The following is a 24535-nucleotide window of genomic DNA, read 5'->3' as shown; positions in this document are numbered from 1 at the left end:
AGATGTCTGAATATAACAGAAGATTAACAAGAAATAGGTTTATCGTGTTATGGATTTGGGGTAATATTAACTTTTAACTATCTACGTTGATTATTTGTTTTTGTTTAGGGAGGTTATTATGGATCAAGGAAATGAATCAAAAAAAGTAAGTATGGTTCTTATTATATCGGCAATATTAGTTGGGTTGTTTGTTATTTGGGGTGCGCTGTCGCCAAGCTCACTTGATTATGCGGCAGGACAAGGTCTTAATTGGATGTTAGATACCTTTGGTTGGTTCTATATGTTAGTTACTGCTTTTTTTGTATTATTTGTGATTGTTTTAGCTATTAGTCCGCTTGGAAGTATGCGTTTAGGAAAGCCAGGAGAGAAACCGCAGTATTCGTGGTACTCATGGATAGGGATGCTTTTTGCTGCGGGAATTGGTGTAGGGTTTGTGTTTTGGGGAGTAGCTGAACCAGTTCTTTATTATTTTGACACACCTAGTGGTTTTACACCTGAAACGCCAGAGGCAGCAGTTGCTGGACTACGTTATGCAGTTTTTCACTGGGCCCTTCATCCGTGGGCAATCTTTTCAATCGTTGGCTTAACATTAGCATATGTGCAGTTTCGTAAAGATCGTCCTGCGCTAATTAGTTCTGCGTTTTACCCGCTAATTGGTGATAAGGTTCATGGATGGTTAGGCAAGTCGATTGATATCCTTGCTGTCATAGCAACTTGTACAGGTGTTGCGACTACGTTTGGTCTAAGTGCACTACAAATTACAGGAGGACTCTCCTATATTTCTCCTGTGCCAAATACGGTGGCGACTCAAGTCATAATCATTGCGGTCGTTACATTTCTTTTTATGTTTTCAGCTGCTAAGGGAGTAGATAAAGGGATAAAGAGGTTAAGTAATATTAATTTAGCCGTTGCAGCTATTTTATTGCTTTTTGTTATTGTTGTGGGACCGACGTTGTTTATTGCTGAGAGCTTTGTGACCACGTTAGGTGGTTACATAACAAATGTTGCCTCAATGAGTTTGACGATGACGCCTTTTATTGAAAGTGCGTGGCTTGGAACAAATACTATCTTCTTTTGGGCGTGGCACATCGCTTGGGCTCCTTTTATGGGGATTTTTATTGCTCGGATTTCCCGTGGACGTACCATCCGAGAATTTATGACAGGTGTCCTAGTGGTACCATCCATATTAGCTGTTATTTGGTTTACAACTTTCGGAGGAACGGCATTAAGTTTAGAAATTGCTGGAGCAGCTCCGATTGGAGATCTTGTTATGAATAATGTAGAATTAGCACTATTTGCTACACTTGGTGAACTGCCTCTTAGTAGCATCACTAGTTTCATTGCAGTGATACTCATTCTAATCTTTTTTATTACATCGGCTGACTCAGCTTCGTATGTATTAGGTGCGATGACCTCTCATGGTAGCTTAAATCCTAGTTTATTTTCAAAAATGCTCTGGGGGATTTTAATTGCAGGGACAGCAGCTGTACTCTTGATCAGTGGAGGAGGGGGCCTTAGTGCACTGCAAACAGCATCAATTATTGCGGCACTCCCATTTGCAATTATTATGACACTTATGGTTGTTTCGATTGTAATTATGCTAGGAAGAGATTATAAACTTGAAGGAAGAAAGCGTCGTAAGAGAAACAGAAGAGAAATAAAAGAAGAAATTCGGGAAGAAATGTATGAGGAAATGAAAGAAGAAGTAATGGAAGAAATGAAAGAGGAAATGTATGAAGAAATGAAAGAAGAAATAAAAGAGGATTTAATAGAAGAGTTGGATATTGAACATGATAATAAGAAATAAATAATAAACCATAACAGGAGGCCGTAAAAGATTTCTGTTTTAGTGCCTCCTGTTTTTTTGAAGTGTTTTAAAGAAATATATTCTTTAAGACGCTTTTTTTATGCTCTTTTGCGGTAAGCTTTTAGTTCAATGCTAGATTTATTACTAATGAACTCCGCAACAGTCTAACACATTGCTTCCGCTTGTATCATATTCTAATAATGCCATTCGGCTATAAATGAAAGGAAGAGAGGAGCGGTTATAATGAGCAATTATCAGCAAGAGCTTATGGATATAATGGTGAAAAAAGTTCTGAGCAAGCATAATGTGAAACCAGTATCTGAATTATCAAATGAGGAAAAAGAGAAAGTAAAGAAAGTGGTAGGAGAAATTCAATCAGAGGTAGAGAAATTTCTTGAAAACCAAAACAAAAGTATAAGCGAGGAGGATTTTAAGGAAAACAATCCTCCTCAAAACGTACAGGAAAAAGAACCAGTTCAAGCAAACCCAGTTATTGAGGAATCATTAAAAAAGATGATGAAAAGCAACAATGACTTATCGAATGTAAAAACTTTTTTTAATAAGTTTTCCTAAGAATGGATTGAAGCAGTGCTAGTATTTCCCAATGCTCTGAACAAATATCATTCATCACAATAAAAATAGGCGCAATTATGGAGACAAATAACCAAGCAAATTTAGTTAGAAGACAATAGTGTAGATTAGAGAAGGAAAGGAGGAAGGAAATATGAGTCAAGATGTAATTCAAACAGCTGGTCAAGTAGATAAAACATTTCAACAATCTGAGGAGTATATATTGATTAGTGATTCTTGCGATATTACAGTTAGTTCAACGGATACAAAAGCAGCCGTTTCATTGCAAGCTTCATTACAAGCAGCGATCGCTTTAATTGTTAGCATCTCTGTAGCAAGTAGTGACGATGCAGAGCAAATCACTCAAGAATTAATCCAAAGTTCAAAAATAAAACAAATGACGTTCCAGAAGACCGTTATTGAAAACTCCAAAAATGTAAATGTAACAACAACAGATACGCAAATTGGGGTTAACATTCAATTGCTATTACAAATTCTCCTCGCGTTACTTGTTAACTTAGATATCCTTTAGAGGAGGACGCAATGGTTTTTGTTCGTTGCTCGCCTAGAGAGAGAGAAACAGCTCTTCTCTAGGCTTTTAAAGTTGTCATGATTTTAAGCTTTGGTCTGGGTTGTCCCTAAAGTTATCGTAGGACATTTTTGATAACTCCGAAAACTTTACAAGGAATTTTGAAATTAATCAGATGAACCGAGGCAAATGACCAAGCAAAATCCGCATTAAGACATAGTGTAAATTAGAAACGGAAAGGAGGAATTGCAAATGAATCAAGATGTATACTATTCATCAAAAAAAGAAGATACAACAAGGTGGTCTGCGCTTGACTCGAAAGCTTGTCACCCATTAGACGACGACACAGAAACGCAAGGTGCCCAACAAGTAGATAAGACATTTCAACAGTCTGAGGAGTATATTATTATTAAAGACTCTTGTGATGTAAATGTAAGTTCAACAGACACAAAAGCAGCCGTTTCATTACAAGCATCATTGCAAGCTGCAATTGCATTAGTTATTAGCATTTCCATCGCAAGCAGCGAGCAAGCTGAACAAATTACACAAGAGTTATTACAGAGCACCAAAACAAAGCAAATGACATTCCAAAAAACAGTAATCGAAAACTCAAGAAATGTCGATGTCACTACGACAGATACGCAAATTGGAGTAAACATTCAATTATTGTTACAAATTCTCCTCGCGTTACTAGTTAACCTTGATGTTCTTTAATAGAACGATCATGATTTTGTAGAAGGCAGGAAGTATCCTGCCTTCATTTCAACATGCATAATATTTAAATTATAATTGGGATATTGTAACCTGCTGATATCTAATCGAATAGTGTAGCTATGAACAAATAATTAAAATGTATGGAGGTTGAAATCATGTTTTATCATGTTGATCAATTGCAATACAATGCAAAACCATCTAGACCGGATGCAGTTTACGCAAAAAAGCTACAAGAAATATTAGGCGGTCAGTTTGGGGAGATATCAGTAGCGTTACAGTATATGTTTCAAGGGTGGAACTTTCGGGGGGAAGAAAAGTATCGAGATTTATTGTTAGCTACAGGAACGGAAGAAATGGCCCATGTCGAAATGTTAGCAACAATGATTGCTCGTCTTTTAGATAACGCACCAATTGGGGATCAAGAAGCGGCAGCTAAGGATCCTGTCATTGGGGCTGTTCTCGGGGGGATGAATCCACAACATGTCATTGTTAGTGGACTTGGAGCAATGCCAGCAGATAGTGTCGGAAATCCATGGACGGCTGCCTACATTAATGCAAGTGGGAATTTATTGGCTGATTTCAGATTAAATTTAACGTCAGAGTCACAAGGTCGCTTACAAGCTGTAAGACTGTATGAAATGACGACAGACCCTGGGGTAAAAGATATGCTCTCCTTTTTAATTGCACGTGATACGATGCACCAAAATCAATGGTATGCGGCGATCTGTGAATTAGAAGAAAAGGAAAACATCGTTGTTCCAAGTACATTCCCACGTGCTTTAGAAAAGCAAGAAGTTGCTTACGATTATTATGATCTCTCTGGTGGAACAGCAAGCAAAGCGGGGCGCTGGGCTTCTGGCCCAAGTATGGATGGATTGGGAGAATTTAAATATTATCATAATCCAAAGCCATTCGGGAAAATTCCAAAATTAAGACCAGCACCTCCTTATGTTCATAATACAATGTTGCCAAAAGACCCACATATGCCACCTCACATGATGTAGAAATAACTATAGAAAAGTCGACTAGGAAAGCTCCATAAGTCGGCTTTTTTTATAGATTATGAGAAAAGTCACTTGTTTTTGTCGAATGATATAAGGTAAGAAAACTGGAGAAAAAACAGGATTTATAGGGATAACGGCGAATCTTATCGAGAGGAATAGTTTGCCTAAGTTAGGAGAATGGATAGATATGAATGGTTCGATTGTTTCTTCCTGTTTAGAGGCGTCGTTACAAGGACAAGCCATTGTAAATGAACATGGTGAATTTCTGTTCGTTAATACAGCATTTTGTGAGCAGTTAGGTTATACAAAAGAGGAGATTCAGTTATTAAATATAGATTCTTTTTTTATTTATAAAGACCATCTAGATCGACAAAGTCCAAATGAAACATTGTTGAAAAAGGGGCGAAAGAACTGTCAAATTGAAAAGTTAGTATTACATGGAAAAGGGTACCTTCAGACCATATTATTTACAGTTACAGATGTTTCTATAGAAGGAGAGATCTGTTTCCATTTTCAACTTGATCGACTAATGGTCATGGGCAAAGAAGGAGAAACCTCGTTGCTCGAAACAAGCCTTCGAAATCGAGATGAAGTTCGATTGCCGAAAAAAATTCTCGATGGAATAAAAGATGCTATTATTACCATTAGACTAGATGGACAATTTCTATACGTAAACGAAGAAGCTGAACGAATGTTAAATATGTCTTGGAAAGAATTACAAAGAAGTGATTTTTGGGAAAGTATAAAACAGGATAAGAAAGAAACGTTAACAAAGCAACTTTATCAATTGCTTGTTGGTGAGGAGTATACACAAGTGGAATATTTCCACGAACATCATGAGCAATGGTTTGATGTAAGAGCCTATCGTTCAGATGAACAAGTTACGATGTACTTCATTAATATTACTGAACGGAAGAAAATGGAGAAGGAACTTCGGATTAAAGAAGAAAACTACCGTAGCTTGGTAGAGAATACACCCGAGACGATTATGGTTCATGATGGTGTAAAACTTATCTATGTGAACCCAGCAGGGGAAGAGCTTTTTGGTTTTATTCATCCACAAAAATTAATTGGATTAAAATTAAATAGTCTATTATCTAATTATGATAGGGCGAGAGTGAGAGAGGATAGCCGGCTGTTACTTCTAGGGAAAATATCTGTGGCTAATACCATTTACTGCCTTCAATTGGAACAAGGGAAGACGCTAGAAGTAGAAGCCACGACAACGGTCATTAAATTCCGCGGGAGATCTGCTTTTCGGACGATATTAAAGGATATTTCAGAAAGAAAAAAAGTAGATGATATTATAAGGAAATCAGACAAGTTATCCGTAGTAGCTCAACTTGCTGCGGGAGTAGCGCATGAAATTAGAAATCCATTAACGACGGTGAAAGGTTTTTTGCAATTGTTTCAAAAAGAACAACAGTACAATCCTTTTTATATCAATTTGGTTATGGAAGAGCTAGAGCGAGTAGAAGCGATCATTTATGAGTATCTAACGTTAGCTAAGCCCAATTTTGATAATCAATTGGAGGAACTAGATATTTTAAATCTTGTAAATCAAATTTTGACCCTAACCAAAACGCAATCAAATATGAATAATGTTACTTTAGAGTTTGAATATGAACAAGTTCCATTTATTTATGGTTTAGAGAAACAGTTAAAACAAGTGTTTATAAATTTAATTCGTAATTCAATAGAAGCAATTGGGGAGAATGGAAAGATTACAATTCGTATATTAAATCATCCAGATAATCAAATATGCATTCAGGTCGAAGATAATGGGTGTGGAATCCCAAAAGAAAGAATAGAGCGTTTAGGTGAACCATTTTATTCGACAAAGGAAAAAGGAACAGGTTTAGGTTTAATGGTTTGTTATAAAATTATTGAGCATCATAATGGGGTTTTTAATATTTATAGTGAAGAAGGCAAGGGAACAAAAATGGAAATTATCTTACCTGCCCAATTAGAAATCAAGAAAAACGAAATGTTACCTTTATAGGGAGTCCCCAAAAGTCTTTTTTTGACTTTTGGGACACTCTAAAAGCCAATGATTAATTTTTATTTCACTTCTTTTGCATATTTTTTTAATTCATTTAATAAAGAAGTGCCTTGGTCTTCGTTTAGCTCAAACTCAACTCCATACTCAAACGAGTATGTTAACGCCTGTTTCCAAACAACAGCTCCATGCAGCAATAATATCTCAGAGTTTAATTGCAAACTAATTTCAAGTAAGACAGTTGCATCCTTTGGATCTGGTAAGGCTAGAGTAGAATTTCCTCGTAAGCCCCCTTGACTAATATCAACTATTTTTAAGCTGCCCTCTGAACTTGCAACTTCTTTATCAGCAACTTTAATGATTTTAAACTTAGCATCGATCGGGTGCTTAAATACATAACGAAAAGCGTCATTACGTCGATAAGGCATAGTTAATCTCTCTCTTTCTTCTGCATAGTTCATATCGTTAGTATACTGAATTTAAAAGAGATACACACCCATAAATTTCGCATATGTAAAGAGTCTGTGAATTCTAAAAAAATAAGTTAGTAGATTGTGATAATATCAAATGAGTTTGTGAAAATTTGTAAAAAAAGGCAATATGCTTCTAACGGCTGTGGTAGTTTAGTATGATGGTTACAGTTGGAAGCGCATCATAATTCCAACTCAACGACAAAGGAGGAATTTGCGATGAGCAAGAAACTACTTTATACGGTATTAGCAGGAGCACTTTCTATCAGTGTATTAGCAGCTTGTGGAGAGCCAGTGGATGAGGATGCACCAGTGGATGATCCAGCAACAATTGATGAGCCTGCAGAAGATGATGCAGAAGCTACAGATTAAAATACTTACGTAACAATTGAAAACTAGTATTAAGAGCGACCGAAAAAAATCGGTCGCTCTTTTCGTTGACTTTCAATAAAATATTGAGAAATAGCAAATATTACTGTTAGGTAATCTACTTCGAATAATTGAAAAGCAATGAATATTCTGCTAATAATAGTAATGATGATTTTGCGAAAAAAGTTATTTTCAACAACTAAACTATGTGTTAATATGCATTTACGAGAATAAATATTATATTGAAAAAGATACAGGGGGTTATTTTACAATGAAAAAGAGTTGGTGGATGTTAGGGGTATCTGCTGTAATGTCAGTGGGATTACTAGCTGGATGTGGTGGCGATGATGCTAATCAATTAGTAAGCTTTGAAGTACCTACAGAAGGAGAATTAGGGTCTGCTATTGCTTTTCCACAAGGAAGTGAACTTGTTGAACCGTTCAATGAAACGTTAAATGAGTTAATGGAAAGTGGGAAAATGGATGAACTAGTATTAAAATGGTTTGATGCTGGTGAAACTGAAGAAGTAGATTCAGAAGAAACAGAGCAGGCTGATGGAGAAACTACATTAATTATGGGAACATCTGCAGATTATCCTCCGTATGAATCTGTTGACCTTGCAACAGGAGAAATTATTGGTTTTGATATTGATATTGCTAAGTACATCACTGAAGAATTAGGCTATAGCTTACAAATAGAAGATATGGATTTTAATGCATTAATTCCTGCAATGGAATCAGGTCGAGTTGATTTCGTATTAGCTGGTATGACGCCTACTGAAGAACGTAAAGAAAATGTGGATTTCTCTGATATTTATTATGAGGCAACAAATCTAATTGTTTCAAAAGAAAGTACGAATCTTTCATCTCTTGAAGATTTAGAAGGATTAAAAGTTGGAGTTCAATTAGGTTCAATTCAAGAAGAAGAAGCAGATGAACTTGCTGAAGAATATGGATTTGAAGTAGTGAAATTAAATCGTATTCCTGAAATCATGCAAGAATTGCAAGCTGGACGTATCGATGCTATCTTAATGGAAGATACTGTTGCAGAAGGTCATATGGCGCAGTAAAATAAAAGTTATTTAAATCTCACCCGCGCGCAAATTTTTGCCGCGGGATGTGTTATGTTTTACAAGAATGTTAATAGGAAGGATAATTGGGCATGAATTTGGATTTTAGCCAAATCGTGCCCCATATCCCTTTTTTACTACAAGGGATCGGGGTCACGTTACAATTTGTATCAGCAGCATTAGTATTAGGTTTAGTGTTAGGAATCATTTTGTCCATTTTTAAAATTGGTCGATTCCGAGTGCTCCGTTGGTTTGCAGATGCTTACACGTCAGTATTCCGTGGAACACCATTGATATTACAATTATCAATAATTTATTTTGGAATTCCGCAGTTTGGGATGGATATTTCGGCGTATGTGGCTGGGGTATTAGCTTTTGGATTAAACTCAGCAGCCTATGTTTCTGAAATTATTCGTGCAGGTATTCAAGCCGTAGACAAGGGGCAAAAGGAAGCTGCAGAGGCACTTGGTATTCCCTATCGTCCTACGATGTTACGAATCATTTTACCTCAAGCATTCCGAAATATATTGCCTGCATTATTCAATGAATTTATTAACTTAACAAAAGAGTCAGCGATTGTCTCTATTATTGGTGTTATGGACCTTATGCGCCGTGCTCAAGTATTAAATGCACAAATTTATCGATATTTTGAGGCACTTTTATTTGTTGGGCTGATATACTATTTACTTGTGATGGTATTGACGATCATAGGTCGACTGATTGAAAGGAGATTGCAGCGCAGTGATTAAAGTAGACGATTTATATAAATCCTTTGGAAAAGTCGAAGTTTTAAAAGGCATCTCTACCGAAATTAATAAGGGAGATGTGGTAGCAATAATTGGTCCTTCTGGTTCGGGGAAGTCGACGTTTCTAAGATGTATGAATTTACTTGAAAAACCGACATCAGGTAAAATCTATGTCGATGGGAAAGAATTAACGAGTCCAAAAACGAACGTCCTAAGTGTCAGACAACAAATTGGAATGGTATTTCAACATTTTCACTTGTTTCCGCATATGACGGTTTTGGGCAATTTAACATATGCACCGATGACTGTAAAAGGACTATCTAAGCAGGAGGCAACAGAAAGAGCGGAAACGTTACTTAAAAAAGTAGGGTTACTTGAAAAGCGTGATGAATACCCTAGTCGTCTTTCGGGAGGACAAAAACAACGTGTAGCCATAGCGCGTGCACTTGCTATGGAACCAGAAGTTATGTTATTTGATGAACCGACATCAGCTCTTGACCCGGAAATGGTAAAAGAAGTACTAGCGGTTATGAAAGATTTAGCAACAACTGGGATGACAATGGCTATTGTTACCCATGAAATGGGTTTTGCTAAGGAAGTTGCTGATCGTGTTCTCTTTTTAGATCAAGGAATACTAATGGAAGATGCGCCGCCGAGTGAATTCTTCCATGCGCCAAGTTCTGATCGGGCTAGAGAGTTTTTGGAAAAAGTACTATAGTTGAAGCGACTGCAAAAATGTAGTCGTTTTTTTCTTTTCATGAAGGACATCATATAAAGATGACATATATGGTAAAATGACTTAAAAATAAATTGTACATAAGAGAGGGAACTCATGTCATTTAGAATTGGCTATCGTACCTTAAAAACAGCAGTAGGGGCTGGACTTGCCGTTGCAATTGCTCAAGGACTTCATTTAGATTTTTACGGATCTGCTGCTATTATTACGATTCTTTGTATTTCTGTAACGAGAAGAGATTCACTTAAGGTATCTTGGGCTCGTGTCGTTTCGTGTTTAATTGGGATGATGATAAGTGGTGTTTTATTTGAGGTGATCGGTTATCACCCATGGACGCTAACCTTAATTATGATCGTATTCATTCCAATTGTTGTACGATTAAGAATGAATGCAGGCATTGCTACTAGCTCAGTCATTATTCTTCATCTTTATACAGTGGGCAACATGTCATTGGCGTTGATTTTCAATGAACTGTTGATCATTGTTATTGGGGTTGGAGTTGCTTTGTTAATGAATCTCTATATGCCAAATAGTGATCAAGCTTTAAGAATGTATCATAAAGAGATTGAGGAGCATTTTAAGACCATTCTTCATGAATTATCCGTTTATTTACGATATGGAGAAAGTGATTGGGACGGGAAAGAAATACCAGAAACAATTGAGCTACTACAGCAAGGAAAGAACCTTGCATTGAAAAATATTCATAATCACATCTTGCGATATGATGATCAATACTATTATTACTTTAAGATGCGCGAGAAACAATTTGAAATCATCGAACGGTTGATGCCATTTGTATCACAAATTCATCAAACAGTTTCTCAAAGTGAGACGGTAGCCGATTTTATGGATGAACTTAGTCAGTCTGTCAGTCCTGCTAACAGAGTCCCCTATTTCTTGGAAAGAATTCGTTTGATGAGAGCTGGATTTGAAGAAATGCCACTTCCAAAAACGCGAGAGGAGTTTGAAGTCAGGTCTTCTCTCGTTTATATCTTACATGAACTTGAGGAATATTTGCATATAAAGGATCGTTTATGGAATCATGCGGATAAAAAGAAGTTGTAGTGAGAAACTAATCAAAAATATGATGAGCACAATTGCTAAAAGTAAAGGGAGGATTATGAATGAGACTCTCGCTTCTTGCAATGTTATTTTTCTTACTTGCTTCTCCGATTTGGCCAATTGGAGAAAATCCAATCGTAGGAGATCCGTTTCTTATCGTAAATGTCAAAAAGAATGAACTTGCCTATATTCACGATGGAAAAGTGGAAGAAGTGTATAAAGTTGCGACCGGTAAAACAGGGGATGAGACCCCACTTGGTACCTTTACCATTATTGTGAAGGCAAAAGATCCTTATTATCGGAAGAAAGATATCCCAGGTGGAGATAAAACTAATCCACTTGGTTCCAGGTGGATAGGCTTTGATGCAAATGATACAGACGGTAGAACGTTCGGGATCCATGGAACAAATCGTCCTGACTCTATTGGCTATTCCATTACAGCAGGCTGCATTCGATTGCCAAACCAAATTGTTGAGGAGATATTTGATGGGATTCCTTTAGGGACAAAAATATATATAACCGATCAAGATGAACCATATATTGAAATAGCAAAAGAGTTTGGAGCCATAAAGGAAAGCACCTGGTAATGTATATACCAGGTGCTTTCCTTTTCATTATAATGAGCTTGCTTTATCGTTTTGTTTAGAAAAAAGATACACCCATTAAAAGGGTACCAAGAACCATAGTTACAATCATAATATAAATAATAGCTTTTTGAAATTTACGTGGCATGTGAAACCCTCCTCTTCAATACCAATACCTTGTTCTATTTTATCCTCTTATACGTTTTTGGACTAAGAGGAATCTAGAAATACCAGATAAAAGAAGGAATCTTAAATTGAATAAAGAATAAAAATGAAACGATGTTTTAGGAGTGATAGTTTGACCATGAATAGGCCAGAGAGAATTGACCATATTGGAATCGCCGTTCATTCAATTGATCAAGTACTACCTTTTTATAAAGACCATCTGCAATTACCGTTGCTCGGAATAGAAGAAGTCCCATCTCAAGGTGTGAAGGTTGCTTTTTTAGCAATTGGACAATCAAAGATAGAATTACTTGAACCATTATCCAAGGATAGTCCGATTGCAAAATTTATTGCTAAGCGAGGAGAGGGTGTTCATCATGTAGCTTTAGGTGTGACCGATATTAAATCTCGAATAGCAGATATTATAAAAAATGGGATAGAAATGATTCATGAAACACCGGTTGAGGGTGCTGGTGGAGCAAAAGTAGCCTTTTTACATCCGAAATCAACAAATGGTGTTTTATATGAATTTTGCGAGAAGATGTAATGGAGCTTGTTGTAGAACTTGCGCTTTATGAAAGACAACGGTACCATTTATATAGGTCGTAAATAGGGGGTCCCTTTTTAACGATTGACTTTAGTAGAGCTTACAAAGAGGAGGAGTTTCAACCCACACTCTGCCCTTTGCTCTTAATTGAAAATGGAGGAATATACATATGGTAAATGAACAACGTTTAGTAGATGAGTTTCTAGAACTTGTACAAATTGATTCAGAGACAAAGCACGAGGACATTATAGCCCCAATTTTGAAAAAGAAGTTTGAAGACTTAGGAGTGTCTGTTGTTGAGGATGATGCGGCTAGTAAAACAGAACATGCAGCAGGGAATTTAATTTGTACTCTTGAGGGAACGAAAGAAGGTGTCGAAACAATTTATTTTACTTCACATATGGATACCGTTGTACCTGGGAATGGTGTAAAGCCATCTATTCAAGACGGCTATGTTGTGACAGATGGAACGACCATTCTAGGGGCAGATGATAAAGCTGGTATTGCAGCTATGTTTGAAGCAATTCGTGTACTCAAAGAAGAAGAAATAGAGCATGGTACGATTCAATTTATTATAACAGTCGGGGAAGAATCGGGCTTAAATGGTGCTAAAGTTCTAGATCCTGCCCTTTTAAAAGCGAAGTACGGGTTTGCTTTAGATAGTGACGGTCCTGTTGGCGATATCATTGTTGCTGCGCCTACTCAAGCAAAGGTAAAGGCGACAGTTCTTGGAAAAACAGCTCATGCAGGTGTAGCTCCGGAGAAGGGAATTTCTGCAATAACTGTAGCTGCAAAAGCAATTTCAAATATGCCTCTTGGACGTATTGATGAGGATACGACGGCAAACATTGGCCGTTTTGAAGGCGGAACACAAACGAACATCGTTTGTGACCACGTAGCTATTTTGGCTGAAGCGCGTTCGTTAATTGCCGAGAAAATGGAAGCACAAGTTGAAAAGATGAAAGAAGCTTTTGAAGCTACTGCCAAAGAGATGGGCACATCGGCTGAAGTAGAGGTTGAGATTATGTATCCAGGGTTTAAGCTTGGAGATGGCGACGAGGTCGTTGAAGTGGCCAAAAAAGCGATGTTACAAATTGGTCGTACACCAAAGCTGCTTCAAAGTGGGGGAGGCAGTGATGCTAATATTTTTGCAGGACATGGGATACCGACTGTAAACTTAGCTGTAGGCTATGAGGAAATTCATACGAAAAACGAACGTATGCCGATTTCTGAACTCGTTAAGCTTTCAGAGGCTGTAGTTGCAGTGATTAAAGAAGTATCGGTGAAATAATTTAGTGCAGGGGGATGTTCTAAAACTTAGGACATCCCGTTTTTTATGGAAAAGGAAGGGTTTATTAGATAAATTAATGGATATTGGTGGGTGAAGTGGATCTGCCGAGCTCTAAGCATTCTAATATATGTTCTTCTGAGTCACCAACAAGGGTTGCTAGTTCAGCTATAGTTGGTGATCTTCTTTTTTCTCTACGAGTGATGTTTTCAAGGAGTAGTATGTTTTGAAGAAGATCAGAGTGGCGTGATTGATTATTAGAATTCTTTTTCTTCATAACTTATTACTCCCTCCTACTAATTGGTAGTTAAAACTTTACCGTAATCTGATTCGTCTTGCAACTATGGGCTTTTTTTGTAAAGACGAACGTATTTTCGTATAATGAGGGTAAGGAGGTCAGGTAGATGAATCGTGCTCGTTTGATATTTCATTTGGATATGAATAGTTTTTTTGCTTCGGTGGAAATTGCCTATAACCGCTCATTAGTAGGAAAACCAGTTGCTATTGCCGGAAATCCAGAAGAGCGCCGAGGTATTATTATAACAAGTAGTTATGAAGCAAGAGCTAAAGGGGTGAAAACAACGATGCCAATTTGGCAAGCAAAAAAGTTATGTCCTAGTCTTATTATTCTTAGACCAAATGGTGATCGGTATCGCGCAGCTTCGAAAGCTCTTTTTGAGCTTCTTTTTACCTATACTCCTCTTGTTGAACAAGTATCTATTGATGAAGGGTACTTAGATTTAACGACATATTTACATAAACAAGATCCAATTCAACTAGCTAAAGATATGCAAAAACGTGTGTTAACAGAGCTGGACCTTCCTTGTAGCATTGGAATTGCACCGAATAAATTTTTAGCTAAGATGGCTAGTGACATGCAAAAGCCAAATGGGATTACAATACTACGAAAACGCGACATTAAGCAGAAGTTATGGCCACTACCAATAGAAGAGATGCACGGAATTGGGAAAAGAACAGTAGAAAAGTGGAAGAAAGTAGACATTCTGACGATCGGTCACTTAGCATTGGCCCCAAAAGAATTAATTTCGAAAAAATTTGGGGAGCGAGGGTTAGAGTTAAAAGAAAGAGCAAACGGAAATGATTGCAGAATTGTTAACCCTCATGCTTATTCTGAATATAAATCAATAGGGCATTCAACAACATTACGTAAAGATACAAAAAACATACAAGTAATAAGAGCGACCTTGGATGACCTTGCTAAACGGGTACACCAAAGATTGCGGAAAAAAGACATGTTTGCTAGAGGAGTGCAAATCACGATTCGATATTATGATTGGAAAATGATTACGAGAAGTCATAAACTTGTAAACCCGGTTCAATCTCACGAAGACTTAATGAAAGAGGCAAAGGCGCTTGTAGAGAAAGCATGGAACGGAAATGCGATCCGGTTATTAGGGATAAGTACTTATGATTTACTTGAAAAACAGCATGCGTACAAACAACTGGACTTATTTACTTACACAGAGGAGATCAAAAAAGAAGAAATAAATGAGACAATAAATCAATTACGTGAGCGGTTTGGTGAAGGCGTTGTTCAAAGAGGTTGGAAAAAAGAAGAAGAGGAACAGTAGTAAAGATTCTCTCAAATGCAACCGATAATAAAAGTAGAATGAAGATGAGCGGAGCGTGAGAGGATGCAGATTCAACCACCTTTACATACAACACAGCAATCGGAACGAGCGATGCAACTCAGAGAGGGTGACGTGTATCGGGTTACCGTGAAAGAACAAAAAGGGAATCATGAAGCATTGCTTTCTGTTAGGGGAAGAGAGATGGTAGCTAAGTTTGAAGGTGCCATGCCGAAAGGTGAACGAACAACGGTCCAGGTACTTGGTTCAGAAGCAGATCGCATTCATGTAAAGGTGATTCATGATGAGGGTGTGAGAGGGACTCAAGACTCTCGAAATCAAGAGCCGGGACGTCAGCAAGGTGTTAATCAAACATTACGTCAATTAGGAATTCAACAGCCAACTCCTGAGTTAAGGCAGGCTGCTACTACAATACTTGATAAAGGGGGAGCCTTATCAAAGGAAGCTGTTAGAGATTTACAAAAGTTTTTAAACGAAGGCGATTCAAAACGACGCCTGCAATCCGTTCAAGCATTAGCGAATAAGCGACTAGAAGCGACCTCTACGCATCTGCGTTCTATACATGAAGCCTTACATGGTCGGCCGGTCCATAATGTATTAACAGATTTAGCAAAAGAAATAGATCGTGACTTCAAGGTAGAGCCTGTTGCAAGAGAGCGGATTGAACGTCAAAATCAAACACTTAATTCGAGCATTCGCGAAGTACGCCAAGATGTCCAAACGGCAAGAACGGTCGAACAAGTGAGTGAGCAAATTGAAAGAAGATTGATCCAAAATAATCGAGTGAGCCGTGATCAGGCCGATCAATTAGAGCGCGTCGTACAGCAGGCAAGAAGTGATGTTACCAGAGGCCGAGAGGGTGCTGGGCTGGAGCGGATAGTTCGGACTCTTAATCAGATGGAGAGAGACGTAAGAGGACCTCAAGAACGAGGACAAGTAACCGAAATCCCTGCAGGAAATAGATCGCAAGTGGCTGATCAAATTGCGCAAACACGAAACGAAATTCAGCGTGAGTCAGTCCAAAAAGCAACTGATCGAGTGCTTCAATTAGCGAATTTGGTACAAAAAGATCCGGAATTTAGCAAGGCGATTGAGCGGGTACTAGCTGAAGTACGGAAAGCAGACCGTGTGATGACCGATCGAATTTCTCAAGCGCTTTTGCAAGTCGAGCGAATTACGAAAAATCCAGCAGAACGCCAAGCTTTACGAGATATCCGAATGTCGTTAGAGCAACAAGGGTTGACGCAAGCAACGAGAGAAAGAGTTGAGACGATTAGAGGAGAGGCTCGTACTCCGGTACATGAACAACTAATACGTGAAATTCGTCAAGCGAATCAAGTTCAGCAGGTATCGAATGATCGTTTAGTTAGGGCAATTAATTCAATTGAAAGCCAGGTTCAACGAGTACATGTGGAACAACCAACTCAAACTGGAGCCCCCATTGATCGTGAAGGACGGCAAGATGTACAAGGAGCAAGAACGGTGCAACAAGCGAGTGGACAAATCGAAGGAAGATTGACCCAAAATGAACGAGTGAGCCGTGATCAGGTGGGCCAGTTAGAACGCGTTGCACAGCAGGTAAGAAGTGATGCTGCAGGAGGGACTCAGAATCGAGGTCAAGCTCAATCAAATGAAGGTAATGGATCTCGGATAGTTGATCAAATTGCACAAGTACGAAATGAGATTCCTCGTGAATCCATCCAAAGAGCTGCGGACCGAGTGCAACAGCTTACGCACGATCCTCAAATAGACCGAGAAACTAGCCGAACTGTTAACCGCGCACTAACTGAATCAAGACAACTAGATCGAATTTCTCATGATCGTATGAACGCAGCTTTACAACAAACAGAACACTCTATTAAGAATGAAGAAAGACGCCAAGCTCTTTTGGAGGTTCGGCAACAACTTGCACAAGGTGGGTTATCTCATTCTGTGAACGAAAAAGTAGAAATGATTATTAGACAAATAGCCAATTCAGATGTCCAAATAAGCCAACAGCTTTCTAAAACATTGCTTCAGGCAAACCAATTACAAAATGTCGCTCATGATCGATTACAGCAATCACTAAATGCAATGGAACAAAGTATTCCATCGAAACAAAGGTCTGATGCAATTTTGCAGGTAAGTAATTTAGGGGAAGTGGCGAAAGAAGCAGAAACGGCGCTTCAAAGGGAAGCTTCTTTAGAGCGTGCTATCAAAAAGGTACATTCTTTACTAAGTGGCCATCAAGCTCTTACTAAAGAAGAGCAAAATAAATTTAGACAATCAATTAACGAAGCAAATGAGCTGCAGCAACAGGGGAGAGAATTAAAGTCTCGTCAAGAAGTAGCCAATGCAATTGAAGATATTAAGCAAATTAATCAAATAAGGCAACAAGAGATAACTACGTATACACAAAATGAAGGGCTCCAAACAAGTGTGGATCTGTCCAGTAAGTCAATTGCGGTTACAACGGTTACAGAAAAAATGGCAGAAATGGCAAGCGACTTTAAGAAACTTCAACGAGATATTACTCGAAATTTAGACCTGATTAACCGGCAAATTGAGCAATTTCGAAGTCAAGCCCATCCTCAGGCCAAGCCCTTACTTGAAACGACGATAAAAAATTTAGATAATGCGATTTTAAAAAGTGAGATGATGTTGTTAACGGATATGAAGACAGAACGGCAATTGATGCAAGCTAGCAGTCAATTAGCTGAAGCAAAAAAATTGTTAACACAAGGGAAGCATCATGAAGCAAATGAAATTGTTCGAGATGTGAAGCAGCAGGTCGAGAGATTACAATTCCAACCATCAGAAACGAAAGTGAAGCTTTATACCGCAGCAAATGAACAAGTTTTACGTGAATGGCAATCACCAAATCAATCTTTTGGATCAAAATATGCTGAAACTGTCCGTGGACCTATACAAGAAGGTTCTCCGCGAGCAATGTTTGAAATGATCAGAAATGCAGGATTAAACCGTGATAGCGAGATCGCTATGCAATTAGCCTCTGGACGTGAACAACACGAAGCCTCTGATCGAAATTTAAAATCAATTTTAATGCAATTAGCGCGCGGAGAAGAGGAAGGTACTCGTGTCCAACAGCTTGCAAGTCAAGCGCTCTCCAATATTACTGGACAGCAACTATTAAGTAGATCAGATCAACAAAATAATTTACAAAGTTTGTATTTTCAACTTCCGATGCTATTAGAGGATAAAGTAGAGAATTTACAAGTATTTGTTAATTCGAGAAATGAAGGTGAGCAAGTAGATTGGGAGAATTGTAGTCTTTACTTTTTAATGGAAACGCCCAAAATGGGCGAAATTGGGATAGCTGTATCAGCCGCAAAAGGGCACCTTTCTGTAACGTTAAAAAATGATAAAGGAGATTTTGAACAGAAAATGACCCCTCTTGTTGAAATGGCTGTCGCAAAGCTTTCTGAGATTGGTTATTCAATAAATGGTATTAATTTTAGTAAACTGTCAAAAGGTGAAGAGTTGATAAAGAAAGAAGAACGAGAAACATCTCAACAACCTGTGTTTGGTGAGAAAGGGTTTGATTATAAAATATGATGGTCACAAGACATTTTAATCATAAACAGCGCAAGAAGATTAATGGTCCAACAGCTGCTGTTATTAGATATGATGAGAATGGAGAAGCGCCGAAAGTTGTAGCACAAGGGAAAGGACAAGTTGCTACACAAATTATGGAGTTAGCCAAGAAAAACAATGTTCATATGCAAGAAGATGCGAAGCTAGTTGAAAATTTACTTGATATGGACTTGGGGGATAACATTCCACCACAACTTTATTCTGTTATGGCAGAGATTTTACTTTTGATCGAGGAAATGGAAAAAAACTATTAAACTATATTCGACAAGATCCGATATTAAGTATATGGAAGAATGGACAATATGGAGGTGGAACGCTTGACCACAAGCCTTACGAACGAGACACTTTATCAAAAATCTCCTCAAGAGCTGACCGCATTGCTGTACGAAGCATGCGTAACGAATTTAGAAAATGCGATCATTTTTATTGATCAAAAGGACTTTATTCAGGCTAATGAAAAGCTAAAGTTGGCAAGTGACATTGTTCACCGTTTAGGTGCAGGATTAAACTATGGTGCTGGAATTATTGCAGATCAACTTGAACAAATTTATAACTATATGGCTGACCGTTTAGTTGAAGCTAATATAAAAAAAGACAAGAAAATCATCAATGAGGTTATTCATCTGTTAACTGAAATTATGTCATCATGGAATGAATCAATGAAAACGAAACCGAATTCAATGGCAAAAAGAACAACGGCCAAGGTAAACGTGTATGAAACCAATTCACTCTATGAGAAATGAAGGGATAAAATCACATGAAAATTAATAACAACATCCAAGCATTAAACTCTTACCGTAATTTGTACCAAAACCAAGCAAGTACGTCAAAAAATTTAGAAAAGCTATCTTCAGGTCTACGTATTAACCGCGCTGCAGATGATGCTGCAGGACTCGCAATATCAGAAAAAATGCGTTCACAAATTCGTGGGTTAAAAATGGCTGAAAGAAATGCGCTAGATGGTATTTCACTTATGCAAACAGCGGAGGGAGCGATGCAAGAGGTTCACTCAATGCTTCAGCGTATGCGAGAACTAGCCGTTCAAGCAGCGAATGATACGAATACAGACGATGATCGTGTTGAAATTAATAAAGAAATTTCTCAGTTGATTGAGGAAATTGATGATATTTCTGAGAAAACGGAGTTTAATACATTAAATTTGTTAAATGGAGATGGTGGTGCTGGGAATTTGACATTGTTTTTCCAAATCGGTGCCAACGGTGATCAAAGCGTCGATTTTGATATCTCAAAAATGGATAGTACCGAGTTAGGTATTAACAATATAAGTGTAACTGATAGAGATGGTGCTGTAGAAGCAATTGATTTACTAGACGCTGCTATCAAAACCGTATCAGGTCAGCGTTCCACTCTTGGTGCGATTCAAAATCGTCTTGAACATACGATTAACAACTTACAAGTCACTCACGAAAATTTAACAGCTGCTGAATCACGAATTCGTGATGCTGATATGGCACTTGAAATGACTGAATTTACTCGTAACAACATCTTGAATCAATCAGCAACGGCAATGCTTGCTCAAGCAAATCAATTGCCACAAGGTGTTTTACAATTGTTACAATAATATTTTTTTAGAGGTGCCTCATAGGGATTGTTTGCCTAATGAGACACCTCATTTTCTAAGGAATTTGTGGTAAACTACAAACATGAGACTCGCTTAGAAAGTAGGTTTATTATGGATGTGCAACGTATAGCCAAAACAGGACTGGGGCGTTTAGAACCAAAGAAGACGGGGCCCGAGGCAAAGGTGTCCTTTCAAGAAGTAATGGGCAAACAACGAGATGAAAAAGCTTATGAACGGCTCTCGCAACTCATGAGTAAAATTGACGATCAAGGAAAAGTCCTTTCCGAAACGAGAACTGTCGATGAGTTGCGCAAATACAAGGCACTTGTCAAAGAATTTATGGAAGATGCTGTTCAATTTGGTTTAAGTTTAGAAGAGCGTCGAGGATTTAACCGCAGAGGGCGAACGAAGATTTATAAAATTGTTCAAGAAGTTGATCGGAAGTTGTTAGACTTAACAGATGCGGTACTTCAAAAGGAGAAAAAAGGGTTAGATATTCTAAATATGGTTGGGGAGATTAAAGGACTGTTAGTAAATATCTATGCGTAAGATGGCTCAATAACACCTAGGGATTGAGTCATCTTTTTATACTAAAGGAAAAACGATTAGCAAAAGAATATCGAAAAAAATGTGGGAAATAATCGGGACAAGAATGTTTCTTGTCTTCAAATATAGAATGGACCAAAGTAAGCCTCCAAATAGAGCAGCTAGTACTAACAGGAGACTTCCGGTCATAAGATGTGCTCCTCCGTATAAAAGCGTACCGAAAAAGCCGCTTTATACATCGTTGTTTTTTTGCTGACTCGCTCCACAATAAACCCCCGCCAAAACCATTCTTCCCCAGGGATGACTACAATAAATAGCCAAATATAATGAAGCAAATCACTCGGCTTAACTAATTCATAAAGGGCTTGCAGTTGGTTCATTAGTGGAATGTCGGATATCTCTATAAACCATTTTCCAAAAGCAAAAAGGAGATAAAGAAAGAGGCCACTTGATAGTGAGAGTAGCCAATGTAAGATATGGAGTTTCTTTACTTGTGGCTTCTCAAATGTCCAACTGTAAATAGATAACGAAAAAAGTGAAAAAGGAAAAAGAATCCAAAAATAACTGGGAATAATCATAAAGCTGACTGCTAGTAGCATAACTGCCAAAAGAATAACCAAAATAAAAAATGAAATCTTCTTTTACCATAGATAATCCCTCTTAAAATGATAGTAAATTTGCTAAAGGTGGTGGGTACTTGCCATGGGTTCACTTGTATTTACATATAGAACAATAATTGATGCACCAATTGAACAAGTATGGGCCTTTTTTTCTACTGCAGACAATTTAGCTAAGATTACAACTTTTCCTAAGGTAACCATTTTATCCAACCCAGAAACCGTTGAGGGAAATATAATTCACCTGAAGCTTCAAGTTGCTTTGTTAAGTGTAAACTGGACTTCGCGGATAAGTAAGGTAGATCATCTAAGTTGCTTTCTAGATCAGGGCGAAGATCTCCCTTTTCCATTTACGGAATGGAGCCATCTGCACAACTTTACTAAATTTGGTGCACACACAATTATGGAAGATGTGGTTAATTTTAAAGCAAAAGTGCCGAGTTGTGTTACCAGGCCCATTTTACAAGTGCTATTTAAAGGACGTGAGTCTGCCATTAAAAATGAGTTACGACAAGGAAAATGATCGCATTTAAATAATAGAACATTCCAATTTTACTTTCTTAGTTTAGCATGAATCAATTACAATCATAAACTCTAACCAGTAGTTTTAACTTGTTTTAATCTGGGGAAAGCTAATAGCCAAAGGGGTGGCTATATATGCATTCAAAACAGACGGTAAAATACATTTGTGAGTCATATCCATCCGGAAATGACTATTATTATAAAAAAGAATTAATTACATATGACTCTTGGGAAAACATTGATTCATTAGGGTGGTCTAGAGCTCGACCGATTTCTAAATCAACATTTCTCAAAAGGAAAAAAGAAGGTTATAAAATTGAATATATTTCCATTGTTAAACCCCCAGCTGAAGTCATTCCATTTTTGAAAAAGTGACTAAATCGTGAATAATCGTACTTTCTGTTTATAATTATTGGCTTGTGCCCGGAACATTCTGTACACTTAACTTGGAAACTGGCATGCATAATAGACAGGAGAGAAGAGAATGAACAAAATAGTAAGTGCAGGACTACTTGTCTTGGCAATTTTTGTTATGACAGGGTGTAATATTGTAACGTATGAGAATGAAGAAATTTTCACATTGGATTCAGAGGGATTAGAGGCTCTTGTCATTGATCAAGATGAAGGAGATGTGACCATTACGGGTGTTGAAGGGCTTGAGCAAATTCAAGTAACAGCGACGTTTGCAGCCATGAGTGATCAAGACATTGAACAGGCTAAAAGATTTAGTGAAAATAACACTTCACTCGTTTTGGAAGCGAGAGAGGGAAACGGAGAGCTACGCACCTCTGTGAAACGTGGAACAGATATTGAACAAGGCTTTGTTCATTTAGAGATCGAAGTGCCAGATCACTTACCTTTAGCTTATCGACAAAATGAAGGTCAATTAAAAATCTTATCAATGAAGTCGGATATAAAATTACAACATGGGTCTAACAACCTTACGTTACAAGATATTGAAGGGGATGTTGAGATTACTGACGGAGCAGGGCATGTGACGTTAGAAAATGTACGTGGAGCCATTTCGATTAATAACAATGCAGGAACAACAAATATTTCCGGATCATCGGGTCAATTGAAACTTATAGCGGGGTCAGGGCATGTTGATTTTCAGGATCATATTGGAGATGTTCTGATTAGAAGTGGTTCAGGTAACATTAACATTGTAGGCGTAAATGGTGATGTAGAAATTTTGGAAAGTCGGGGCGGAGCCGTTAATATTGAAGATGTGACAGGGACTATTACACAACCTTAAAAAATAAGGAGAACACTGAAAAAGGGAAACTTCCCCTTTAATGTGATACTCCTTATTTTTTTTGTCTTCTTTTTAGGCGGATATCATCTTGACTTTTTTTGGAATGCTGGATAGAATACTATTAAACTAATAAATCATATCAAATTACAAGGAATTAAACTTCCTCGTTTTAAATAACGGTAATTGAGGGAGGTTAAGGTTACGATGGGAAGTCAACAGGAATTCCAACGAATAAGTAAACAACTACAAGAGCTATTAGATGGTCTGAAATATGGCTCTGTAACGTTAATCGTTCAAGATGGAAAAGTTATTCAACTGGAGAAAAATGAAAAAGTACGAATTAAATAAGGCGTGCTGACTAGAAAACTAGAGGCGACGTTTGATTAGGATTACTTAATCTTCGTCGTTTTTTATGTTTCAAAGAGGGGTGAGTGTATGGATATTAACTATCAAGCGTTAATCAATGAGGATTATGAAAGGTTGAACAAGGAGTTAGAACATAAGGATTCGTTAGAAGTTCTAAAATGGGCATATCGTGAATTTGGAGAGAACTTAGTTTACTCCTGTAGTTTCGGTGTCGAAGGAATGGTATTAATTGACTTGATAAGCAAAGTAAAAAAAGATGCCACGATTGTTTTTCTCGATACCGATTTTCATTTCAAAGAAACTTATCACTTAATTGATAAAGTGAAAAAACGTTATCCTAGCTTAAATATTGAGCTAGCAAAACCAGACCTTACGCCGGAAGAACAAAAACAACAACATGGAGATCGCCTTTGGGAGCGTGACCCTGATGCTTGCTGTAATATTCGAAAAATGGTTCCTCTTGAGAGGGAGTTAAGCCGTTATGATGCATGGATTTCAGGTTTGCGAAGAGAACAGTCTCCAACACGTGCCAATACACAGTTTGTCAATCGAGATAACCGATTCAAGTCCATTAAAATCTGCCCATTAATTCATTGGAAGGAAGAAGAGATTTGGATGTATGTGAAACTTCATCAATTGGATTATAACGAATTACATGATAAAAGTTACCCAAGTATTGGTTGTGAATATTGTACCAAGCCAGTTGCAAAAGGCGAAGATCCTCGAAGTGGACGCTGGGCCAATTTAGCAAAAACAGAATGTGGATTACACAAATAATAACGGA

The 24535-nt window shown here is 37.8% G+C and carries 28 protein-coding genes and 2 pseudogenes; 25 read left to right on the top strand and 5 right to left on the bottom strand.

Annotated elements, in window-relative coordinates; genetic code table 11:
* Window positions 1-118: 118 nt before the first annotated feature.
* The 6 genes and pseudogenes from LQ50_RS00435 (at window position 119) to LQ50_RS00410 (ending at window position 6626) form a co-directional block, all read left to right on the top strand.
* Window positions 119-1807, top strand: coding sequence for a BCCT family transporter (locus LQ50_RS00435; protein ID WP_034624919.1), 1689 nt, complete (start codon window positions 119-121; stop codon window positions 1805-1807).
* A 243-nt stretch (window positions 1808-2050) separates the two neighbouring features.
* Window positions 2051-2380, top strand: coding sequence for a hypothetical protein (locus LQ50_RS00430; protein WP_034624918.1), 330 nt, complete (start codon window positions 2051-2053; stop codon window positions 2378-2380).
* Between the two features lie 157 nt (window positions 2381-2537).
* Window positions 2538-2909: pseudogene (locus LQ50_RS00425) on the top strand (spore coat protein); the annotation flags it as partial.
* Between the two features lie 249 nt (window positions 2910-3158).
* On the top strand, window positions 3159-3620 hold the full coding sequence (locus LQ50_RS00420) for a spore coat protein (protein WP_034624915.1): 462 nt from the start codon (window positions 3159-3161) through the stop codon (window positions 3618-3620).
* A gap of 155 nt (window positions 3621-3775) precedes the next feature.
* Window positions 3776-4624: a manganese catalase gene (locus LQ50_RS00415; RefSeq protein ID WP_034624914.1), complete on the top strand. Its 849-nt coding sequence runs from the start codon at window positions 3776-3778 to the stop codon at window positions 4622-4624.
* Window positions 4625-4784: 160 nt separating this feature from the next.
* On the top strand, window positions 4785-6626 hold the full coding sequence (locus LQ50_RS00410; protein ID WP_237563614.1) for a PAS domain-containing protein: 1842 nt from the start codon (window positions 4785-4787) through the stop codon (window positions 6624-6626).
* A 59-nt stretch (window positions 6627-6685) separates the two neighbouring features.
* Here the strand turns inward: LQ50_RS00410 and LQ50_RS00405 are convergent, their stop codons facing one another.
* On the bottom strand, window positions 6686-7051 hold the full coding sequence (locus LQ50_RS00405) for a PilZ domain-containing protein (RefSeq protein ID WP_034624910.1): 366 nt from the start codon (window positions 7049-7051) through the stop codon (window positions 6686-6688).
* Window positions 7052-7312: 261 nt separating this feature from the next.
* On the opposite strand from LQ50_RS00405, the gene LQ50_RS25635 reads away from it, so the two are divergent.
* The 6 genes and pseudogenes from LQ50_RS25635 (at window position 7313) to LQ50_RS00380 (ending at window position 11662) form a co-directional block, all read left to right on the top strand.
* Window positions 7313-7465 carry a hypothetical protein gene (locus LQ50_RS25635; RefSeq protein ID WP_202595329.1) on the top strand — a complete coding sequence of 51 codons (153 nt, stop codon included), beginning with the start codon at window positions 7313-7315 and terminating at the stop codon, window positions 7463-7465.
* Between the two features lie 460 nt (window positions 7466-7925).
* A pseudogene (locus LQ50_RS24565) lies at window positions 7926-8522 on the top strand (transporter substrate-binding domain-containing protein); the annotation flags it as partial.
* Between the two features lie 101 nt (window positions 8523-8623).
* On the top strand, window positions 8624-9280 hold the full coding sequence (locus tag LQ50_RS00395; protein WP_034624909.1) for an amino acid ABC transporter permease: 657 nt from the start codon (window positions 8624-8626) through the stop codon (window positions 9278-9280).
* Window positions 9273-9995: an amino acid ABC transporter ATP-binding protein gene (locus LQ50_RS00390; protein WP_034624907.1), complete on the top strand. Its 723-nt coding sequence runs from the start codon at window positions 9273-9275 to the stop codon at window positions 9993-9995. Before LQ50_RS00395 ends, LQ50_RS00390 begins: the two co-directional genes overlap by 8 nt.
* 114 nt (window positions 9996-10109) lie before the next feature.
* Complete coding sequence (locus LQ50_RS00385; RefSeq protein WP_034624905.1) at window positions 10110-11078, top strand: aromatic acid exporter family protein; 969 nt, start codon at window positions 10110-10112, stop codon at window positions 11076-11078.
* A 59-nt stretch (window positions 11079-11137) separates the two neighbouring features.
* Window positions 11138-11662: a L,D-transpeptidase gene (locus LQ50_RS00380; RefSeq protein WP_034624904.1), complete on the top strand. Its 525-nt coding sequence runs from the start codon at window positions 11138-11140 to the stop codon at window positions 11660-11662.
* 55 nt (window positions 11663-11717) lie between these two features.
* Here the strand turns inward: LQ50_RS00380 and prli42 are convergent, their stop codons facing one another.
* On the bottom strand, window positions 11718-11807 hold the full coding sequence (gene prli42, locus LQ50_RS25130) for a stressosome-associated protein Prli42 (protein ID WP_152608134.1): 90 nt from the start codon (window positions 11805-11807) through the stop codon (window positions 11718-11720).
* Window positions 11808-11963: 156 nt separating this feature from the next.
* Here prli42 and mce point away from each other — a divergent pair, with 156 nt between their 5' ends.
* Window positions 11964-12371, top strand: a complete 408-nt coding sequence (mce, locus tag LQ50_RS00375; RefSeq protein WP_034625380.1) for a methylmalonyl-CoA epimerase — start codon at window positions 11964-11966, stop codon at window positions 12369-12371.
* Window positions 12372-12540: 169 nt separating this feature from the next.
* Entirely contained in the window at window positions 12541-13662 is a 1122-nt protein-coding gene (locus tag LQ50_RS00370) for a tripeptidase T (protein WP_034624903.1), read from the top strand.
* Window positions 13663-13735: 73 nt separating this feature from the next.
* Here the strand turns inward: LQ50_RS00370 and LQ50_RS25630 are convergent, their stop codons facing one another.
* Window positions 13736-13936 carry a hypothetical protein gene (locus LQ50_RS25630; RefSeq protein ID WP_034624901.1) on the bottom strand — a complete coding sequence of 67 codons (201 nt, stop codon included), beginning with the start codon at window positions 13934-13936 and terminating at the stop codon, window positions 13736-13738.
* A 127-nt stretch (window positions 13937-14063) separates the two neighbouring features.
* On the opposite strand from LQ50_RS25630, the gene LQ50_RS00360 reads away from it, so the two are divergent.
* The 6 genes from LQ50_RS00360 to LQ50_RS00335 all read left to right on the top strand — a co-directional run bounded on the left by LQ50_RS00360 (window position 14064) and on the right by LQ50_RS00335 (window position 20994).
* The gene (locus LQ50_RS00360) at window positions 14064-15251 is read left to right on the top strand and encodes a DNA polymerase IV (protein WP_052144502.1); all 1188 of its coding nucleotides are present in this window, start codon (window positions 14064-14066) and stop codon (window positions 15249-15251) included.
* A 63-nt stretch (window positions 15252-15314) separates the two neighbouring features.
* Window positions 15315-18824 (top strand): coiled-coil domain-containing protein, encoded by a 3510-nt coding sequence (locus tag LQ50_RS24175; RefSeq protein WP_052144501.1) that lies wholly within the window; start codon window positions 15315-15317, stop codon window positions 18822-18824.
* Window positions 18821-19117 carry an EscU/YscU/HrcU family type III secretion system export apparatus switch protein gene (locus tag LQ50_RS00350; protein WP_034624900.1) on the top strand — a complete coding sequence of 99 codons (297 nt, stop codon included), beginning with the start codon at window positions 18821-18823 and terminating at the stop codon, window positions 19115-19117. Before LQ50_RS24175 ends, LQ50_RS00350 begins: the two co-directional genes overlap by 4 nt.
* Window positions 19118-19171: 54 nt before the next feature.
* On the top strand, window positions 19172-19606 hold the full coding sequence (gene fliS / locus LQ50_RS00345; RefSeq protein WP_373279159.1) for a flagellar export chaperone FliS: 435 nt from the start codon (window positions 19172-19174) through the stop codon (window positions 19604-19606).
* A 14-nt stretch (window positions 19607-19620) separates the two neighbouring features.
* Window positions 19621-20445: a flagellin N-terminal helical domain-containing protein gene (locus LQ50_RS00340; protein ID WP_034624897.1), complete on the top strand. Its 825-nt coding sequence runs from the start codon at window positions 19621-19623 to the stop codon at window positions 20443-20445.
* A gap of 111 nt (window positions 20446-20556) precedes the next feature.
* On the top strand, window positions 20557-20994 hold the full coding sequence (locus tag LQ50_RS00335; RefSeq protein WP_034624896.1) for a YaaR family protein: 438 nt from the start codon (window positions 20557-20559) through the stop codon (window positions 20992-20994).
* Window positions 20995-21030: 36 nt separating this feature from the next.
* Here LQ50_RS00335 and LQ50_RS25885 read toward each other — a convergent pair whose 3' ends face one another.
* Window positions 21031-21180 (bottom strand): CPBP family glutamic-type intramembrane protease, encoded by a 150-nt coding sequence (locus LQ50_RS25885; RefSeq protein ID WP_237563613.1) that lies wholly within the window; start codon window positions 21178-21180, stop codon window positions 21031-21033.
* Window positions 21177-21569 carry a hypothetical protein gene (locus LQ50_RS00330; RefSeq protein ID WP_237563612.1) on the bottom strand — a complete coding sequence of 131 codons (393 nt, stop codon included), beginning with the start codon at window positions 21567-21569 and terminating at the stop codon, window positions 21177-21179. Before LQ50_RS00330 ends, LQ50_RS25885 begins: the two co-directional genes overlap by 4 nt.
* A 124-nt stretch (window positions 21570-21693) precedes the next feature.
* On the opposite strand from LQ50_RS00330, the gene LQ50_RS00325 reads away from it, so the two are divergent.
* The 5 genes from LQ50_RS00325 (at window position 21694) to LQ50_RS00310 (ending at window position 24528) form a co-directional block, all read left to right on the top strand.
* A complete protein-coding gene (locus LQ50_RS00325; protein WP_034624894.1) occupies window positions 21694-22131 on the top strand; it encodes an SRPBCC family protein in 438 nt (145 codons plus the stop codon).
* Between the two features lie 134 nt (window positions 22132-22265).
* Complete coding sequence (locus LQ50_RS00320) at window positions 22266-22505, top strand: hypothetical protein (RefSeq protein ID WP_034624893.1); 240 nt, start codon at window positions 22266-22268, stop codon at window positions 22503-22505.
* A 109-nt stretch (window positions 22506-22614) separates the two neighbouring features.
* Window positions 22615-23385, top strand: a complete 771-nt coding sequence (locus LQ50_RS00315) for a DUF4097 family beta strand repeat-containing protein (RefSeq protein ID WP_034624892.1) — start codon at window positions 22615-22617, stop codon at window positions 23383-23385.
* 204 nt (window positions 23386-23589) lie between these two features.
* Window positions 23590-23733 carry a YezD family protein gene (locus tag LQ50_RS24725; protein WP_084138570.1) on the top strand — a complete coding sequence of 48 codons (144 nt, stop codon included), beginning with the start codon at window positions 23590-23592 and terminating at the stop codon, window positions 23731-23733.
* An 87-nt stretch (window positions 23734-23820) separates the two neighbouring features.
* Window positions 23821-24528 carry a phosphoadenylyl-sulfate reductase gene (locus LQ50_RS00310; RefSeq protein WP_034624890.1) on the top strand — a complete coding sequence of 236 codons (708 nt, stop codon included), beginning with the start codon at window positions 23821-23823 and terminating at the stop codon, window positions 24526-24528.
* Window positions 24529-24535 lie beyond the last annotated feature (7 nt).

Origin of the sequence: Halalkalibacter okhensis (assembly GCF_000787375.1) — a bacterium.
In the GTDB taxonomy this organism is placed as follows: Bacteria; Bacillota; Bacilli; order Bacillales; family Bacillaceae_D; genus Halalkalibacter; species Halalkalibacter okhensis.
Note: the sequence above shows the minus strand (reverse complement) of the source record. Positions and strands in the feature narration are given on the sequence as shown.

Bases quoted from the DNA above. Each gene is read 5' to 3' on its own strand.
- LQ50_RS00395 (WP_034624909.1), top strand. From the start codon at position 8,624: ATGAATTTGGATTTTAGCCAAATCGTGCCCCATATCCCTTTTTTACTA.
- LQ50_RS00325 (WP_034624894.1), top strand. From the start codon at position 21,694: ATGGGTTCACTTGTATTTACATATAGAACAATAATTGATGCACCAATT.
- LQ50_RS00330 (WP_237563612.1), bottom strand. From the start codon at position 21,569: ATGATTATTCCCAGTTATTTTTGGATTCTTTTTCCTTTTTCACTTTTT.
- prli42 (WP_152608134.1), bottom strand. From the start codon at position 11,807: ATGCCACGTAAATTTCAAAAAGCTATTATTTATATTATGATTGTAACT.
- LQ50_RS00420 (WP_034624915.1), top strand. From the start codon at position 3,159: ATGAATCAAGATGTATACTATTCATCAAAAAAAGAAGATACAACAAGG.
- LQ50_RS25885 (WP_237563613.1), bottom strand. From the start codon at position 21,180: ATGACCGGAAGTCTCCTGTTAGTACTAGCTGCTCTATTTGGAGGCTTA.
- LQ50_RS00430 (WP_034624918.1), top strand. From the start codon at position 2,051: ATGAGCAATTATCAGCAAGAGCTTATGGATATAATGGTGAAAAAAGTT.
- LQ50_RS00320 (WP_034624893.1), top strand. From the start codon at position 22,266: ATGCATTCAAAACAGACGGTAAAATACATTTGTGAGTCATATCCATCC.
- LQ50_RS00415 (WP_034624914.1), top strand. From the start codon at position 3,776: ATGTTTTATCATGTTGATCAATTGCAATACAATGCAAAACCATCTAGA.
- LQ50_RS24725 (WP_084138570.1), top strand. From the start codon at position 23,590: ATGGGAAGTCAACAGGAATTCCAACGAATAAGTAAACAACTACAAGAG.
- LQ50_RS00350 (WP_034624900.1), top strand. From the start codon at position 18,821: ATGATGGTCACAAGACATTTTAATCATAAACAGCGCAAGAAGATTAAT.
- LQ50_RS00340 (WP_034624897.1), top strand. From the start codon at position 19,621: ATGAAAATTAATAACAACATCCAAGCATTAAACTCTTACCGTAATTTG.
- LQ50_RS00370 (WP_034624903.1), top strand. From the start codon at position 12,541: ATGGTAAATGAACAACGTTTAGTAGATGAGTTTCTAGAACTTGTACAA.
- LQ50_RS25635 (WP_202595329.1), top strand. From the start codon at position 7,313: ATGAGCAAGAAACTACTTTATACGGTATTAGCAGGAGCACTTTCTATC.
- LQ50_RS00315 (WP_034624892.1), top strand. From the start codon at position 22,615: ATGAACAAAATAGTAAGTGCAGGACTACTTGTCTTGGCAATTTTTGTT.
- LQ50_RS00435 (WP_034624919.1), top strand. From the start codon at position 119: ATGGATCAAGGAAATGAATCAAAAAAAGTAAGTATGGTTCTTATTATA.
- LQ50_RS00310 (WP_034624890.1), top strand. From the start codon at position 23,821: ATGGATATTAACTATCAAGCGTTAATCAATGAGGATTATGAAAGGTTG.
- LQ50_RS00380 (WP_034624904.1), top strand. From the start codon at position 11,138: ATGAGACTCTCGCTTCTTGCAATGTTATTTTTCTTACTTGCTTCTCCG.
- LQ50_RS00335 (WP_034624896.1), top strand. From the start codon at position 20,557: ATGGATGTGCAACGTATAGCCAAAACAGGACTGGGGCGTTTAGAACCA.
- mce (WP_034625380.1), top strand. From the start codon at position 11,964: ATGAATAGGCCAGAGAGAATTGACCATATTGGAATCGCCGTTCATTCA.
- LQ50_RS00385 (WP_034624905.1), top strand. From the start codon at position 10,110: ATGTCATTTAGAATTGGCTATCGTACCTTAAAAACAGCAGTAGGGGCT.
- LQ50_RS00405 (WP_034624910.1), bottom strand. From the start codon at position 7,051: ATGCCTTATCGACGTAATGACGCTTTTCGTTATGTATTTAAGCACCCG.
- LQ50_RS25630 (WP_034624901.1), bottom strand. From the start codon at position 13,936: ATGAAGAAAAAGAATTCTAATAATCAATCACGCCACTCTGATCTTCTT.
- LQ50_RS24175 (WP_052144501.1), top strand. From the start codon at position 15,315: ATGCAGATTCAACCACCTTTACATACAACACAGCAATCGGAACGAGCG.
- LQ50_RS00360 (WP_052144502.1), top strand. From the start codon at position 14,064: ATGAATCGTGCTCGTTTGATATTTCATTTGGATATGAATAGTTTTTTT.